General features: G+C 51.2%; 15 protein-coding genes. 11 read left to right on the top strand and 4 right to left on the bottom strand.

The genetic code is table 11. The features are described from left to right. Positions 1-74: 74 nt before the first annotated feature. Positions 75-1550 carry a GntR family transcriptional regulator gene (locus LK536_RS32065; protein ID WP_227794991.1) on the bottom strand — a complete coding sequence of 492 codons (1476 nt, stop codon included), beginning with the start codon at positions 1548-1550 and terminating at the stop codon, positions 75-77. A gap of 257 nt (positions 1551-1807) precedes the next feature. On the opposite strand from LK536_RS32065, the gene LK536_RS32060 reads away from it, so the two are divergent. The 3 genes from LK536_RS32060 to LK536_RS32050 all read left to right on the top strand — a co-directional run bounded on the left by LK536_RS32060 (position 1808) and on the right by LK536_RS32050 (position 5473). Further along, complete coding sequence (locus LK536_RS32060) at positions 1808-4045, top strand: bifunctional diguanylate cyclase/phosphodiesterase (RefSeq protein ID WP_331472081.1); 2238 nt, start codon at positions 1808-1810, stop codon at positions 4043-4045. A gap of 15 nt (positions 4046-4060) precedes the next feature. Continuing rightward, positions 4061-4207, top strand: coding sequence for a hypothetical protein (locus tag LK536_RS32055; protein ID WP_168164739.1), 147 nt, complete (start codon positions 4061-4063; stop codon positions 4205-4207). A gap of 111 nt (positions 4208-4318) precedes the next feature. Next, entirely contained in the window at positions 4319-5473 is a 1155-nt protein-coding gene (locus LK536_RS32050; protein WP_025482157.1) for a DUF4317 domain-containing protein, read from the top strand. Between the two features lie 119 nt (positions 5474-5592). Here LK536_RS32050 and LK536_RS32045 read toward each other — a convergent pair whose 3' ends face one another. Then, positions 5593-6015, bottom strand: coding sequence for a bacteriohemerythrin (locus tag LK536_RS32045; protein WP_120058222.1), 423 nt, complete (start codon positions 6013-6015; stop codon positions 5593-5595). Between the two features lie 257 nt (positions 6016-6272). Between LK536_RS32045 and LK536_RS32040 the strand changes: the two genes are divergently transcribed. From LK536_RS32040 to LK536_RS32020, 5 genes are all read left to right on the top strand, one after another. Then, a complete protein-coding gene (locus tag LK536_RS32040; protein WP_008725135.1) occupies positions 6273-6740 on the top strand; it encodes an NUMOD1 domain-containing DNA-binding protein in 468 nt (155 codons plus the stop codon). Between the two features lie 242 nt (positions 6741-6982). Further along, entirely contained in the window at positions 6983-7384 is a 402-nt protein-coding gene (locus LK536_RS32035) for a PH domain-containing protein (RefSeq protein WP_008725136.1), read from the top strand. A gap of 31 nt (positions 7385-7415) precedes the next feature. Continuing rightward, positions 7416-8654 carry a 6-phosphofructokinase gene (locus tag LK536_RS32030; protein ID WP_227794989.1) on the top strand — a complete coding sequence of 413 codons (1239 nt, stop codon included), beginning with the start codon at positions 7416-7418 and terminating at the stop codon, positions 8652-8654. Between the two features lie 321 nt (positions 8655-8975). Beyond that, positions 8976-9221 carry an HPr family phosphocarrier protein gene (locus LK536_RS32025; RefSeq protein WP_008725138.1) on the top strand — a complete coding sequence of 82 codons (246 nt, stop codon included), beginning with the start codon at positions 8976-8978 and terminating at the stop codon, positions 9219-9221. A 130-nt stretch (positions 9222-9351) separates the two neighbouring features. Continuing rightward, the gene (locus LK536_RS32020; protein ID WP_331472080.1) at positions 9352-11787 is read left to right on the top strand and encodes an ATP-dependent DNA helicase; all 2436 of its coding nucleotides are present in this window, start codon (positions 9352-9354) and stop codon (positions 11785-11787) included. A 29-nt stretch (positions 11788-11816) separates the two neighbouring features. On the opposite strand, the gene LK536_RS32015 is transcribed toward LK536_RS32020, so the two are convergent. Beyond that, on the bottom strand, positions 11817-12692 hold the full coding sequence (locus LK536_RS32015; RefSeq protein WP_008725140.1) for a LysR family transcriptional regulator: 876 nt from the start codon (positions 12690-12692) through the stop codon (positions 11817-11819). 137 nt (positions 12693-12829) lie between these two features. On the opposite strand from LK536_RS32015, the gene LK536_RS32010 reads away from it, so the two are divergent. From LK536_RS32010 to LK536_RS32000, 3 genes are all read left to right on the top strand, one after another. Continuing rightward, positions 12830-13423 carry a sigma-70 domain-containing protein gene (locus LK536_RS32010; protein ID WP_025482156.1) on the top strand — a complete coding sequence of 198 codons (594 nt, stop codon included), beginning with the start codon at positions 12830-12832 and terminating at the stop codon, positions 13421-13423. A gap of 13 nt (positions 13424-13436) precedes the next feature. After that, positions 13437-14057, top strand: coding sequence for a histidine phosphatase family protein (locus LK536_RS32005; RefSeq protein WP_120058224.1), 621 nt, complete (start codon positions 13437-13439; stop codon positions 14055-14057). A gap of 101 nt (positions 14058-14158) precedes the next feature. Next, a complete protein-coding gene (locus tag LK536_RS32000) occupies positions 14159-15406 on the top strand; it encodes a 6-phosphofructokinase (protein ID WP_040382384.1) in 1248 nt (415 codons plus the stop codon). Between the two features lie 118 nt (positions 15407-15524). Here LK536_RS32000 and LK536_RS31995 read toward each other — a convergent pair whose 3' ends face one another. Further along, positions 15525-17003 (bottom strand): DUF1846 domain-containing protein, encoded by a 1479-nt coding sequence (locus LK536_RS31995; protein ID WP_008725146.1) that lies wholly within the window; start codon positions 17001-17003, stop codon positions 15525-15527. Between the last annotated feature and the right edge of the window lie 78 nt (positions 17004-17081).

The following is a 17081-nucleotide window of genomic DNA, read 5'->3' as shown; positions in this document are numbered from 1 at the left end:
CCTATTCCTGGCAGTTCCAGTCCGGATGGCCCTGGCCCCCGGTTTTCCAGCCCGGACAATCCCGGCCCAGGGTTTTACCATCCCAACAGTTCCGGTATGGGCGTGACGAAGTTCCTGGCTTCCGGCAGCCCGCAGTCAGCCAGGAAGTCCCGGACAAATTCCAGGATATGACAGTAACACAGGGACAGCTGGCCGGCAAAGGCCTCTTTATCCCCGCGAATCAGGTAATGGTAAGCAGTCATGCTTTTCCGGTCCAGGGGATTGTCTGCCTGGATTCCGGCGCTGAAGAAGGAATAATAGTAACCCCACCGCAGTGTGCCCGTAACCTCCTTCAGTATGGCCCTGAACGGGTACAGGGGAAGGCATTCAATGACATACCGGATGAGAAGGTCAAGAGGGATTGCATAGGGGGCCTTAAGGGCATGCTTCAGTTCCTCCAGCCGTCCGGCATCAATCTGTTCAAAGGCCAGCAGGGCAGCGGGACGGATTGCTATGGCCATGAACTGGAGTCCGCTTAAGTAGGTCAGGGTATCCCTTTTAAACACCTTGTTTTTCATGCAGCGCACGGTTGCATTATCGTTGAATAAGGTTACCTGTGTGCCCTTTACATTGTAAGTCTGGCAGAAACCGGTCTTGTTCAGCATGGCAATAGCCTTGCGGACCGTTGAAACCGACACATTGTACTGCTCTGCCAGCGCTGCCTCGGGAGGCAGGAAATCGCCGTCCCCATAGACACCAAGGCCGATCTGGTCAATAAGGGACCGCGTGATCTGCATATAATAATGGTCGCGGCCCAGCTGGATATGCCATGGGAACATGTCTGTCTGCTCCTCGTCCACATTGGGATAGCGGGAGCATATATCCGCCAGATACATCTCAACCGCCTGGGTAAGTGAAGCGTACATCAAACGGAACTGCTGGTGGATTCCTGCCGGACTTCCTGCGCCGGCGGCATCCAGGATCCACATCGGGTTCCCGTATCTGCTGCAGGGAGTGGAAAAGCATACCTCCTGTCCCTGCTCCAGGAAAAATGGAACCCGGGCGCACAGTTCCAGGTTGGTAAGTACGTCCCTGAACAGCAGGTTGCCGGACGCATCCAGTAAATGATGCAGTGAAATGGATGCTGATTTCCACCTGGTCCGAAGGTCCTTCCTGCTGTCCTTGCGCAGCTGTGCAAAACACAGCCTCTGTATATCGCTGCTGCATACCGCCAATGAAAAGGAAAAGATGGAGGGGAGCAGTAACTCCATGGTCTGGTAGACCTGGAGTATGGATGTCCTTTTTTTGAGGACGGACTGTATCACATGGATGTCGGGGGAACACTGGGGCCTGCGGTATATCACATGGGAAGGTTTCCTCTCCTCAGTCTGGATCAGTCCTTCCTCCTTCAGGGCACGGATTACATCTTTTGCGGTCCGTATCCCCACATTGTATATTTCACAAAGCCCGTTTAAAGAGGGGAGCAGTTCGCCGTAGCCTAAGTATCCGGTCAGTATCTGCTCTTTTAAATTCCGGTACAGATAGTCAAATAAAGTTCTTTTTTCTTCCATCCATAAGTCCTCCGCTGTTTCTGGTGGTTAACCGCATATAAGCGGTCCGGTATCATACGACATTATAACATGTTCTATGGATTCCGCCATAAAAATGTCCGGTACTATGTGCTATTGTACACAGATTCCGCCTTGATTAATCGCTGGCCGTAAACTAAAATGAAACTATATTCGAATGATGTGGAGATTATGCAATCATGCAACATAAGAGACATATCCTGCCGGAGGAATCAAGACCTCTCATCAGGAGGGTACAGGTGGGGTTACTATCAGTAATCCTTATTTTTGTGTTTGGGGTTTCCATATGGAATGCATCAGAACTCCGGATGGCCATGAACCGCAGCACCAGGTCATATTTAAATGATGTCACGACGAATCTGTCAAGGGATATCCAGGAAGCAATCCATAATAAGATGAACAGCCTGATCATGGTTGCGGATTCCGTAATGCGGATGGGTATCCCTGAAAATGAAACATCCATCCGGGATTTTTTGGCCCGCAAGGCGGAAATCCTTGAATTCGACCCTCTTATCCTGTTGGACAGGAAAGGGGATTATGTCTGTTCAGAAGAAGTGTCCCGGGATATGGATCCCGAACGCTTTTTCGGGATATCCAGCGTCCGCTCCTCCTTTGACGGGGAGGTACGGGCCGGTTACATGGGAGGGGAGAGCATTTTCTACTCTGTTCCTGTATACGGTATGGATGGGACGGTAAGCGGGGTGCTGGTAGGGGTGCGCAGCAAGAAGAACATGCAGTCCATGATAGCGTCCAAAAGTTTTAATGGACAGATGCTCAGCTGCATTGTTGACAGCCGCGGACAGGTGGTAATCTCGCCATCTGAACTGAAACCTTTCCTGCGTCTGGATGATATTTTCAGAAGTGATAAGGAGCAGAAGGTGGTGGGGGACATCAGGAAAATGCAGGATGATATGAGAATGGGGAAGGACGGTATCCTGGAGTTTTCCGCTGTAACGGGAGAGGAGCTGTTCCTGTCCTATAACAGTCTGGATTTAAATGACTGGTTCCTGCTGACCATCATTCCCGCAGGTATTATCTCAGGAGACGCAAACCGTTATATCCTGCAGACATTTTTTATCATCGGCATCCTGATTGTGATATTCTTTCTGTTCCTGAATGCCATGTACCGTTTTTACCATTCCCACAGGATGCAGCTGGAACGGCTGGCTTTTGTGGATTCGCTGACAGGCGGCGCCAACCAGGCTGCTTTTGGACTCAGGTACCGTGAACTGGCCGGAAGCATGAAGCCGGGCGGATATACCATTGCGGTCATGGATGTGAGACATTTTAAAATGATTAATGAACGTTTTGGAATCCATGAAGGAAACCAGGTACTTGCATATCTTTATCATGTGATGGAGCGTCATATGAGGGCTGAAGACGGCGAATTCGTGGCAAGGAGTGAGTCAGACTGCTTCTTCCTGTGCCTGAAGGGAGGCGGACATCAGGAAATACGGGACAGGATGGATGATATGGTCCAGGATATCAATTCGTTTTGCAATCCGGATCTTCCCGGATACACCTTTTCATTCAGGCAGGGCGCCTGTGTGGTGGAGGAACCGGGTCTGGAGATTGCCATCCTCCAGGACAGGGCAAGGCTGGCCTCACAGAGCAGGAATCCGGATCTGGAGTCTGGATGTGTGTTCTATGATGACAGTCTGACCGTGGAACTGAAAATGGAGGAGGAGTTAAACGGCCTGTTCCAAGGTTCCATTGAAAACCATGATTTCCAGGTATACCTTCAGCCAAAGGTGGGTCTTGAAAGCCGCGCATTGGAAGGCGCTGAGGCCCTGGTCCGCTGGATACATCCAAAGAGGGGGGTCATATATCCCTCTAACTTCATTCCGCTGTTTGAACGGAATGGTAAAATATGTAAACTGGACATCTACGTGTTTACGGAGGTGTGCAGGATCATAAGCCGCTGGGAGGAGGAAGGGAAGGAAATAATCCCTGTTTCCGTCAATCTGTCCAGGCAGCATTTTACGGATGAGGATTTCCTGGACCGGTTTGCGGATATTGCCGGACAATATCATATTCCGGCAGGCATGATTGAGTTTGAACTGACAGAGTCCATTTTCTTTGACAGTCATCAGATTCAACGGGTCAGGGATGCCATACAAAGGATGCATGAGCTGGGCTTTGCCTGTTCCCTGGATGATTTTGGTTCCGGTTTTTCATCCCTGGGCCTTTTAAAGGAATTTGACGTGGATTCCATTAAAATGGACCGTTCCTTTTTCCTCAACATGTCAGGGCCAAAGGCAAGGGAGGTGATTGCCTGCCTGGTGGATCTGGCAAAGCGTCTGAAGGTAAAGACCGTGGCGGAAGGCATAGAGGATTGGGACACCGTGGAGTATCTTAAGTCCATTGGATGCAACATGGTGCAGGGTTATGTTTTCTCAAAACCCCTTCCGGCCGATGCATTTGAAAGGCTGCATATTTCCTGGACAGGCAGCATAGAATGTAATATCAACCCTTGAAAGGAGACAATACATATGACCATCCATCCACCCTGCCGGAGCCTGATGAAATTCGGCGTATTCCAGAATCTGATTGAAGCTTATTACCGGTTCATGATCAGGAGGCCATGCTTTGTCATGTGGCAGAATGGAAGATGGACCCTTGTGACCTTGGACTGTTAAAGGCTTGACTTATGCAAAAATATGTTCTAGTATAAAAACTGTCAATATAAGCAGCGGCCTAAGGGATTAATATGAATGACCGGACCGCGGCAAGGACGGGAGAGATACGGAATGAATAAGAAAGAAGCCAATGAAATAAAAAAGCTGTTTACACCGGCAAACTGCGCCATCACACGCATCTGCGGCTGTTATGTGGATGCGGAGAAGAACAAGAAGACGGAACTTAAGGAGGCGTTCCTATCGCTTCCTGAGGAAGAGGCGTTTAAGTATTTTACTATTTTCAGGAACGCGCTTTCAGGAACCGTTGGGAAGAACCTGATTAATATGGAATTCCCCTTACATACAGAGGCGGAGGGCGGCACCCACCACTTCCTCATGAAGCTGAGGGACAGCCAGTTAAAGGATGATGCCATCCTTGAGGAATTCTATGATAAAGTCATTGCCAATTATGACTATGGTGAGAATTATTATATCATCCTCATACACTGTGCCTATGACATTCCGGCCAAGGCCACGGACGGGACTGAGATGTTTGACGCCTCGGAATATGTGTACGAGTTCATCCAGTGTACCATCTGTCCGGTGAAGCTTGCCAAAGCAGGCCTGAGCTATAACCCGCTGACCAATTCCATTGAGAACCGCAGCCGGGACTGGCTGGTGGAGGCGCCTGAACAGGGCTTCCTGTTCCCTGCGTTTAATGACAGGAACACGGACCTTCACAGCCTTCTGTATTATGCAAAGAATCCGGAACAGATGCCGGAAACCCTGATTGATGAACTGCTAGGCTGCGTCATCCCCATGTCGGCCAAGAGCCAGAAGGAGACGTTCCAGGCCCTTGTGGAGGAAACCCTGGGGGAAAACTGTGATTTCGAGACAGTGAAGAACATCCATGAGAACCTGGCCGAACTGGTAGAGGAGACCAAGGATGAGCCGGTTCCCCTGACCCTGGACAAGTATCAGGTGAAAAAGCTTTTGGAGACAAACGGCGCGGCTCCTGAAAAGCTGGAGGAATTTGAACAGCGCTATGCGGAGGTGGAGGACGGGCCGGGAACCAGTTTTGTGGCGGCCAATGTGATCAACACCAGGAGCTTTGAAATCAAGACACCGGATGTCAGCATCAAGGTGGCCCCGGACAAGACCCATCTTGTGGAAAACCGTATGATTGAGGGCAGGCCGTGTATTGTCATAACCATCAGCGAGCATGTGGAAATCAACGGGATTTCCGTTCGGCCGGTGGCGGCCCAGGGACAGGATGAGGAGTCATGATGATTTCAGGATGTTCATAAGTAAAAATACCCATTAAAAACAGCCGGCCTGGGAATCCTGGATTCCCGGACCGGCTGTTTCCGGATTCGCCCTTGGGCGAATTTGAAAATTACTTTCCGTCAGATGCGCTCTGCATTATCGCGCATGAACTTGTACTCGGCAACCGAGCGGTCAAAGGTCTGGATATGGTAGTAGAGCCAGTCCCTTACCTTTTCCTGGACCGCGTTCACAAACGCGTCGGAAGGGCCTTCCTCCTCCACCAGCATGTCATGAAGCTCCTGCACGGTTTTCCGCAGCTCCTCATGCTTCTGCTTATGTTCCTTTATGCCGGGATAGCTGATGGATTCCTGCAGTCCTTCTTCCTCGTTAAAATGAAATTCTGTATAATCTGCCAGGTAATTCAACATCCTGGCCGCACCGCTTTGATTGGAGCGCTCCTCACAGCTTTTCAGCAGATCGTTAATCTTATCAATCAGCTCCTTATGCTGGGAATCAATTAAAGTGTTGCCTGTAACCAGGTCATCTGTAAATTCTGCATACATGGTCTGATACCTCCTGAATATTTGATATTTATAATTTATCACAATTAATTGTAAATTGCTATGACTTTTGCAACAAATATAACCACTTTTGAGAAAAGGCAGACATCGATTCCCTAAAAATATCTTCGAAAAAGCGAATACACTGTAAATAGGGGGTAATATATGGGTAAGAAGTTGTCTGGACAAAAAAGTCAATAGTTGATATAATGACCATGTGCATCAGGTAATCTAAAGATAATGGGAGGAAAAAACTAGAGATGAGTCGTACAATTAGTGCAGGTTATGTATATCGTCAATATTCTACTGAAGGTGTGTATCTGGCAGACTATAAAAGCTCCAGGGAAGCCCATGAGGCCACAGGGGTATCCATTGGCTCCATAGCCAGGGCGGCTCATGGTGAGCGCAGGAGCGGGGGCGGATTTGTGTGGAGGAAGGTTCTGGCAGAATCCCCCAAGGAAAACATTGAGATAGACCTGACCAGCAAAATAGGGAATCATGATAAACGTCCGCTGCTGCAGAAGACCCTGGATGGCGAGGTAGTTGGACAGTTCCTCTCAATTGCCCATGCCAGCCGTGCACTTAAAATCAGCCGGAGGAGCCTGTCCTGCGCCCTGAGCGGCGCCCAGAAGACAGCCGGAGGGTTTGTGTGGGAAGAACAGCCGGTCCAGCCGGAAGGGCCGGAGGAAACAGCTGGTGAGCAGCAGGAATCAGCACAGGATGAGTAAGGCCTGGAATTGTATATTACATATAAGGGATATGCATCCATTATAATATAGAAGGAACAGGTATGACCGAACAGCCGCCCTTGGGGCGGCTGTAATTTTTTTGTATGGAAACTATACAGACAAAAGAGAAAAAACGCAGAAACCTGATTGAATTTGCGAGATTTCTGTGGATATTTGCGAGAATTTATAGTACAATAGATGAGAGAATACTGACCTGGATATTGCCGGAGGAGGAACAGGAAATGAAACGTGAAGATATGGTATGGAGTGACAGGAAGAGGAACTGGCTGGGACTTCCCTGGACATTTACAGTGTATGGCCTGACAGAGGACCGGCTTTTCATTAAGACAGGGATACTGAATATCCATGAAGACGAGGTGCGCTTATACAGGATACTGGATCTGTCCCTGCGTAAGACCTTCTGGCAGAGGATTGTGGGACTGGGAACCATCCATGTGGACAGCAGTGACAAGACCATGAAGGCATTTGACATACATAATATACGTGACTGCGAGAATGTAAAGGAGCAGCTTTCACAGCTGGTGGAGCAGGAGAGGGATAACAAGCGCGTATCCTCAAGGGAGTTCATAGGCGGCTATGAGGACGGGGACGATGGATTTGATGAGCCGGATGGCCATTATTAATAAAAGACACTACTAAGAAAGGGGATTTTGTATGGGTAAAAAACGCAATATAATTGTTGGACAGTCAGGGGGACCTACATCAGTTATTAACTCCAGTCTGGCAGGTGTGTATAAGACGGCGAAGGAGAGGGGATTTTACAAGGTGTACGGCATGCTCCACGGCATTGAAGGGCTGTTGGATGAAATGTATGTGGATTTATCCACCCAGATCCATTCGGATATGGATATTGAGCTTTTAAAGAGGACGCCCTCCGCATTCTTGGGCTCCTGCCGCTATAAGCTGCCGGACATCCATGAGAACCCGGATATCTATGAGAAGCTGTTCGCAATCCTGGATAAGCTGGAGATTGAGGTGTTCATCTATATCGGAGGCAATGACTCCATGGATACCATCAAGAAGCTGTCGGACTATGCCATTGTCAAGGGACACAGCCAGAAGTTCCTGGGCGTGCCTAAGACCATTGACAACGATCTGGCGCTGACCGACCACACCCCTGGTTTTGGAAGCGCAGCCAAGTACATAGCCACCTCCACCAAGGAGGTGATCCGGGATGCCATGGGGCTTTCCTATAAGCGCAAGACCATCACGATCATAGAGTGCATGGGAAGGAATGCGGGCTGGCTCACCGGAGCAACGGCCCTTGCAAAGACAGAGGACTGCTGCGGTCCCGACCTGATTTACCTGCCGGAAATCATATTTGATATTGATAAGTTCCTTAAAAAGTGTAAGGACCTTATTGTTAAGAAACCATCCAGCGTCATTGCGGTATCCGAGGGAATCAGGGTCCCGGACGGACGGTATGTATGCCAGCTGTCAGGGGGAAGCGATTATGTGGATGCATTCGGGCATAAACAGCTGGCCGGCACCGCTGATTACCTGGCCGGGTTCCTGGCCGCGGAGCTGGGCTGCAAGACCAGGTCCGTGGAGCTTTCAACCCTTCAGCGAAGCGCTTCCCATGTGGCTTCCCGGGTGGATATCAACGAAGCATTCATGGTGGGCGGCGCGGCTGTTAAGGCGGCGGATGAAGGCGACACAGGTAAGATGGTGGTCATTGACCGGGTATCCGATGACCCTTATATGAGCGCGGCAGGCATCTATGATGTCCATAAGATTGCCAACAATGAAAAGGTAGTCCCAAGGAACTGGGTAAACAAGGATGGCAGCTATGTGACGCAGGAATTTGTCAATTATGTGGAGCCGCTGATACAGGGGGATTACCAGCCGTTCATGGTAAACGGACTGCCCCAGCACCTGGTTTTGAAGCGGTAACATGCCTGTAAAGGCAGAATTTTCTATGAAAAGCTTAAATTTGCCCGGATGAAATCCCTGCAGGGCAGATAAGAATCAGGGGCGGTTTCCAGATTACTGGGGACCGCCCCTTAAAATATCATAATTCAATAAAGGAAAAACCGGAAAAATCAATCAACATGCACAATAAAAAACAGCCCCCTGGCAGGGATGGGGGGAGGAACGGAATTTGACAATTGAATATAATAGTGATATATATATGTCAACCTTTCCATTTGTCATTTATGGACACACCGGCTTTCCATGTGAAAGGCCGGGCGTCCCCAAAAAGGAGTTTTGATCATGAAAGAAAAGAAAATCATATTACCAACAATAGCTGAAGCAAGGAAGTTTGTAGAGGAAGCTACCAGGTGTGACTTTGATATTGATGTATTTTATAATAGGGTAACCATTGATGCCAAGTCCATCCTGGGAGTACTGAGCCTGGATCTGACCAGGGTGCTTACGGTCCAGTTCAACGGAACCGATGAAGTCTTTGAGGAGTATCTGGATACCCTTTCACCGGAATCAGCAATCACAGCTGCATAAAGAAGGACCTGCCGGCTAAATCAGGAGGACTGCGAACGTCTGTTTGCAATCCTCCTGTTTTTATGGTATGATATCGTCAGATTGTATGATGGGCATGCGTTTTTTGCAGGCAGCAGGGAGGTAGCGGGATTTGGACGGACAGACACAGGTACAGGCACAGCCGCCAATTAAGATATCGGTACGTAATCTGGTGGAATTCGTGATGCGAAGTGGTGATTTGGACAACCGCAGGACCGCCGGGGCAAAGAAGGAGGCCATGCAGGCTGGCAGCAGGCTGCACCGGAAGATACAGAAACGGATGGGAAGCAGTTACCGCCCGGAAGTGGTTTTAAAGCACAGGGTACGGGAGGATATGTTTGAAATCCTGGTGGAGGGAAGGGCTGACGGGATTATCACGGAGCCGGCCGGTGTTGTGATTGATGAAATCAAATGCATCTACATGGATGTGGGACGGCTGGAGGAGCCGGACCCGGTGCATCTGGCCCAGGCCCTGTGCTATGGATATTTTTACAGCTGTGATAACGGACTTGACACCATTGGGATCCAGATTACCTATTGCAATATAGAGACAGAGGAAATCAGGCGCTTTAAGGAGGAGAGGGGCTTTGACGACCTGTCCGTCTGGTTTGAAGGTCTGATACATGAATATGTGAAGTGGGCCAGGTACATTCACCATCACGGCATGCGGCGCCAGGAATGCTTAAAGGAGCTTCCGTTTCCCTATCCCTACAGGGATGGGCAGAAGGAACTGGCGGTGGACGTATACCGGTCCATTGCAAGGAAGCGCAACCTCTTCATACAGGCGCCCACCGGTGTGGGCAAGACACTTTCCACCATCTATCCCAGCCTGAAGGCCATGGGGGAGGGCCATGGGGAGAAGCTGTTCTACCTGACGGCCAAGACCATTACCAGAAGCGTGGCAGAGGATGCATTTTCCATCCTCAGGAAGGAAAGCGGGCTGTACTTTAACACCGTGACCATCACTGCCAAGGAAAAGCTGTGCATCATGGAGAAGCCGGACTGCAATCCACAGGCCTGCATAAGGGCAAAGGGGCATTATGACAGGGTCAATGATGCGGTCTATGAAATTATCGGGGATGTGGATGGGATTACAAGGGAGAAGGTCCTGGAATATGCCAAGCGGTATCAGATATGCCCCTTTGAGTTCTGCCTGGATATCAGCAACTGGGTGGATGGAATCATCTGTGATTACAATTATGTGTTTGACCCCAATGTAAGGCTGAAGCGGTATTTTGACCAGGGGGAGCCGGGACAGGGGTACCTGTTCCTGGTGGACGAGGCCCATAACCTGGTCCCCAGGGCCAGGGAGATGTACAGCGCCAGCCTGATAAAAGAAGACGTGCTCATGGTCAGGCGGATCCTCAAGTCCCAGACAGGCGCGGGAAAGGTGCTGACACAGCTTGACAGGTGCAACCAGAAGTTCCTGGACATCAAGCGGGCCTATGGTTCGGATAGCGGGGAGGGGGTCATCTACCGCCAAGTCCTTGGAAGCGATTATGAGCTGCTGCCGGATGTGAACCTGCTGGCCCTTCAGCTCATGACCATGTTCGGCGAACTGGAAAGCTTCATGAATGAGAATGTGGAGTTCGGGGACAGGGACCTGGTGCTGGATTTTTACTTTGCGGTCCGGGATTTCCTGTATGTCTATGACAGGCTGGACGATAACTACAGGATTTATGCCAGGCTTCTGCCGGACGGACACTTCATGGTCAGGCTTCTTTGCATGAATCCGGCTGTCAACCTGAAGGAATGCCTGGACCGGGGGAACAGCACCCTGTTCTTTTCCGCCACCCTGCTGCCAATCCAGTATTACAAGGAACTGCTCAGCGGCAGCCAGGAGGAATATGCGGTCTATGCGAAGTCACCGTTCCCTGAGGAAAACCGCCTGGTGCTGGCTGCCAGCGATGTGAGCAGCCGCTACAGCCGCAGAAGCGCCTATGAATATGAGAAGATTGCAGATTATATATGCAGGATCGTGGAGGGGAAAAGGGGGAATTACATGGTGTTCTGCCCGTCCTACCAGTATCTTTACGCCATTGAGGGGATTCTTGCCAGAAGGCAGGAGGAGGGCGGCCTGGCCTTTACGTGGCTGGCCCAGAAGAACCGCATGACTGAGGAGGAAAGGGAGGAATTCCTGAGAAGCTTTGACGGGGAGCGGGAACAGTCCATGGCGGCCCTGTGTGTGATGGGGGGAATCTTTTCCGAAGGGATTGACCTGAAGGAGGACCGCCTGATTGGCGCTGTGATAATCGGGACCGGCCTGCCCCAGGTGAATACGGAGCAGGAAATCCTCAAGGATTATTTTGATGAACACGGAGGCTGCGGGTTTGATTATGCCTACCAGTATCCGGGAATGAACAAGGTGATGCAGGCAGCCGGCCGGGTCATACGGACCATCCATGACAAAGGCGTGATTGCCCTTTTGGACGACCGGTTCCTGCGTCCGGAATGTGTGGCCCTGTTCCCAAGGGAATGGGGGTCCTACACAGTGGTCAACCGGTATAATGTGGGACAGGCAGTGGAAGGGTTCTGGAACCGTTTCTGACCATGTGCCCATAAAGGGCCATATGCTGTCTACAGGATATCCATGAACTGTCTGGCTGCCTGGGACACAGGCAGGCTTTCGTTGTAGGCAACCATCATCTGCCGGGAGGGAAGCTGTTCCTTTAAATCCAGGATGAACAGGTTCCTGTCCTTTGCAGGGATGCAGAAGTCCGGGACAAATGCAATTCCCAGCCCGATGCGGGCCAGGTCGATGAGAAGGTCGTTACTGGAAAGCTCAATCTCAGGAACCAGGTCAAGCTGGCTTTTCTGGAAAATCTGGTGCAGGAACTCACTGGTGGTGCTCTTGCGGTCCAGCATCATGATGGGGTAGTCCAGAAGCTCTTCCAGACCCAGCTTCCTTCCTTCCAAAGGAAACGCGGAACGGCTGGCCACGAATACGTCGTGGAACTCATTGATGACCCGGGTATTCATGTTGCCGGCCAGGGCTGAGTTGGGATAATTGGTCACAATGAAGTCGGCCTGTCCGTTTTCCAGGAAACGGGCGCACTCAATGGAAGTCTGGTTGGTGACCTTGATATGGATGTTGGGGAATTCCTTGTGGAAACGGTTCAGGTAGGGCACCAGATAATAGCGGCAGATGGTATCGCTGGCGCCGATGCGCAGCTGGCCGCCGTTTAATGTGTGGGCTTCCAGAAGCTGGTTCTCCCCCCGCTTGATCAGGTTCATGGCTGGCTCGATGTGTTTTAACAGGATCTCGCCCTCAGGCGTGAGCTGCACTTTTTTGGTACTCCGTATGAAAAGAGGCTGGTTCAGTTTTTTCTCCAGGACTTTTATGGACTGGCTCACCGCTGACTGGGAGATGAACAGCTGCTTGGACGCCTCAGAAAAACTCAGTGTAATTGCAACATGGTAAAATACTTTATATAGTTCATAGTTGATATCCATTATTAAGTCCTCCTTATAAACTAAGCCTATCTTATCACGATGGACAAGTGTTTGTAAAGAGGTTTCTGTGTGATTGCTTGACTTATATAAGTGGATGGATTATCCTAATACATATCTTGAAAGGAATAAGGATTGATATGGCAGAGAATTTTTATGAAATGTACCTGGAAGAGATGGGCGGCATCGCACCTTTGACAGGCCAGGAGAAACCGGACCTTCTGAAGGAGACGGCAAAGGGGAATGCCGGGGCGCGCAACCGCTTGGTGGAAGGCAGTTTAAGGCATGTGCTTGATCTGGCGGCGGAGTATGAGGGCAGGGAACTTCCCATGTCTGATATTGTCCAGGAAGCGAACACGGCCCTGATGCTGGCAGCCATTGAATATGACGGAAGTGAGGAGTGGGACAGCCTTCTGGCGCGCAGGGTAAGGGAGGCCGTGGAGCTGGCCCTTGAGGAGCAGAAAGCAGAAGCTGAGATTGAGGAAACCATGGCCGCCAGGGTCAATGTACTCCAGACCGTATCCCAGATGCTGGCCAGGGAACTGGGCCGGGAGGCCACGCTCCAGGAACTGGCAGCCAAGATGAAGATGACGGAGGATGAAATCAAGGACATCATGAAGCTGGCCCTGGACGCCCTGACGGTCAATGGGGAAGGGCAGGCTTTTGTGGATACGGAAGATGACACGGATTCCTCCAATCCCATTAAGGATGGATGGAGCATGGAAGAACTGTAGGGGGAGCAGAGTCATGAAGTTATATATTATACGCCACGGACAGACGGACTGGAACGTGGAGGGGAAGATACAGGGAAGGCAGGATATCCCGCTGAATGAAACGGGCCGCAGGCAGGCCCTGGCATTGGCAAAAGGCATGAAGTCCCGCCCGGTGACCGCTGTCTATTCCAGCCCCCAGAAACGGGCCATGGAGACGGCAAAGGCCATAGCAGCACCCCTGGGCCTGACGGTCAGGGCCGTGCCCCAGCTGATGGAGATTGGATATGGGGACTGGGAAGGCCGCAGCGCCGAGGATATCCTGACCACGGACAGGGAACTGTATGAGTCCTGGTGGCAGCACCCCGCAACGGTGGCGCCTCCGGGCGGCGAGACGCTGAACCAGGTGGACGGGCGCTGCCGCCAGGCATGGGACATGATACGCGCAGGGATGGATGGGGACACGGCGGTGGTGGCCCATGGGGGGACCCTGGCCCATTTTATCGTACATCTTCTGGAGGGACAGCCGGAAGCGAAGGAAATCGTGGTCAGCAATGCAAGCATTACCACCATGGATTATGACCCTGCATCCGGCGCCTGCCGCCTTGTGGACCTGAATGACTGCAGCCACCTGGACGGGTGCAATAAAATGGGATGAATCATAAAAAAGTACCGCGGATGTATTGTATTTCCTGTGGCTTTGTATTAGAATAGAGATAGTTTTGTAAGCGCTTACAATTAAATATGGGAGGTATTCTTATGACAGAGGTTAAAGGCAATGTAATCGTAGGACAGTCCGGAGGGCCGACCGCGGTAATCAACTCCAGCCTGGCGGGGGTCTATAAAACTGCCAAGGACAGAGGGGCAAGGAAGGTATACGGCATGCTTCACGGAATCCAGGGACTGCTGCAGGAGCGGTATGTGGACCTGTCCGACCACATCAAGACGGATCTGGACATCGAGCTATTGAAACGGACCCCTTCCGCCTATCTCGGCTCATGCCGTTTCAAGCTTCCGGAGATATGTGAGGACAGGGCTGTCTACGATAAGATATTTGAAATCCTTAACAAGCTGGAAGTGGAGTATTTCTTCTATATCGGCGGCAATGATTCCATGGATACCATCAAGAAGCTGTCCGACTACTCCTTGTTGAATGGCAGCAGGATCCGCTTCATGGGCGTGCCTAAAACCATTGACAATGACCTTGCGGCAACGGACCACACACCTGGATATGGAAGCGCGGCCAAATACATTGGCGCCATAACAAAAGAAGTGATCAGGGACGGCCTTGTCTATGACCAGCAGAACGTGACCATCCTGGAAATCATGGGACGGAATGCAGGATGGCTGACCGGGGCGGCAGCGCTTGCAAAGGGCGAGGACTGCGAGGGGCCGGACATGATTTTCCTTCCCGAGGTCACCTTTGATGTGGATTCCTTCATGAAGAAGGTGGAGGAGCTTCACCGGCGCAAGAAATCGGTGGTGGTTGCCGTGTCAGAGGGAGTGAAGCTGGCGGATGGCCGTTATGTCTGTGAACTGACAGAGGGGATTGAGTTTGTGGATGCCTTTGGGCATAAACAGCTGACAGGGACGGCCAGATACCTGGCGGAGAAAATCAACCGGGAGGTTGGCTGCAAGACAAGGGCCATTGAGTTCAACTCCCTTCAAAGATGCGCTTCCCATATTGTCTCCAGGGTGGATATCACGGAGGCGTTCCAGGTGGGAGGGGCGGCCGTGAAGGAGGCCTTTGACGGTGAGACTGGCAAGATGATCATCCTCAAGCGCGTTTCCGACGATCCCTATGTGTGCGTCACGGATATCTATGACGTACATAAGGTTGCCAATGTGGAGAAAAAGGTTCCCAGGGAGTGGATTAATAAGGATGGGGATTATGTGACGGAAGAATTTGTGAATTACATACGGCCTTTAATCCAGGCAGAGCTTACCCCAATCATGACGGACGGGCTTCCAAGACACCTGTATTACACGGATGTGGAGAAGAAGTAGCGGATGGTAAAATAAAAACAGGGCTTCGGCCACTGGCTTTCCAGTGGGGCCGGGGCCCTGTTTTTATCCATAAATCTCAATCCATATATTTTAATCCATGCATCTTAATCCATATACCTTAATGATACAGCTTCTTATGCTCATAGACCGGTTCGGATGTAAGCTCCACGCCCAGCTTTTTAAACACCTTGATGTCCACGTCGGACAGCATGACCGAGGTGTGGACCTGGCAGCCCCGCAGTTTGGGGAGCTGTGACAGGGCCTTTTTGGCTGTGTCGTCCGTGGCCGCGCTCATGGACAGGGCAATCAGGACCTCGTCCGTGTGGAGGCGGGGGTTCTTGCTGCCCATGTACCGGGTCTTAAGGGTCTGGATAGGCTCAATCGCGGATGGGGCAATCAGGTGTACATTGTGCGGAATGCCGCCCAATACCTTGATGGCGTTCAGCAGCAGGGCGGCGGAAGCGCCCAAAAGGCTGCTGGTCTTGCCGGTTACCAGCTGTCCGTCATCCAGTTCCATGGCCGCCGCAGGAGCGCCCAGCTTCTGGGCACGTTCCAGGCAGGGGGCGATGACGCGGCGCATGGCAGTGGTGATCTTGGCCTGGTTCATGAGGAGGTTGATCTTGTAGACCTCATCCTGATCCCCTTCCTCCATGGCAAGACGGTTCAGCGCATGGTAGTGACGGCGGATGATTTCCTGGTTGGATGCTTCCCGGCAGGCGTCGTCGTCAATGATACAGAAGCCGGCCATGTTGACGCCCATGTCCGTTGGGGATTTGTAAGGGCTGGTGCCGTAAATCCCTTCGAAAATCGCATTGAGCACAGGGAAGATATCCACGTCCCTGTTATAATTGACCGTTGTCTTGCCGTAGGCTTCCAGATGGAAGGGGTCAATCATGTTCACATCGTTAAGGTCCGCCGTGGCAGCCTCATAGGCCAGGTTCACCGGATGCTTTAACGGAAGGTTCCAGATGGGAAATGTCTCAAACTTGGCATATCCGGCCTTAATCCCGCGCTTGTTCTCATGGTAGAGCTGGGAAAGGCAGGTGGCCATCTTGCCGCTGCCGGGTCCTGGAGCCGTGATGATGACCAACGGCCTGGTTGTCTCTATATAATCGTTCATGCCAAAGCCGGCATCGCTGACAATAAGGGGGATATTGCTGGGATAACCCTCAATGCAGTAGTGGCGGTATACCCGGATGCCCCTGTGCTCTAACTTGGCCTTGAACTGGTCAGCGCCGTTCTGTCCGCTGTACTGGGTAATCACCACGCTTCCCACATACAGTCCCTTGTCCCTGAATTCCTGGATCAGGCGGAGCACATCCTCGTCATAGGTAATGCCCAGGTCATGGCGCACCTTATTCTTCTCAATATCAGCCGCATTGATGACGATGACAATCTCGGACTGGTCGGCCAGCTGAAGGAGCATACGCAGCTTGCTGTCAGGGGCAAAGCCCGGAAGCACCCTGGAGGCGTGGAAATCGTCAAAGAGTTTGCCGCCGAATTCCAGATACAGCTTATCGCCAAATTCACCAATCCGCTTTTTGATGTGTTCTGACTGCATGGTCAGATATTTTTCGTTATCAAATCCGATTTTCATTTCTTCTGTATTCTCCCTGTCCTAAAATTAACCACATACCGTTTTAGTATAGCACAATTTAATTGTGTGCGCCATAAT

Origin of the sequence: Clostridium pacaense (genome assembly GCF_020709765.2) — a bacterium.
Classification (GTDB): Bacteria; Bacillota; Clostridia; order Lachnospirales; family Lachnospiraceae; genus Enterocloster; species Enterocloster hominis.
This window is presented reverse-complemented; position numbering and strand designations above follow the sequence as displayed.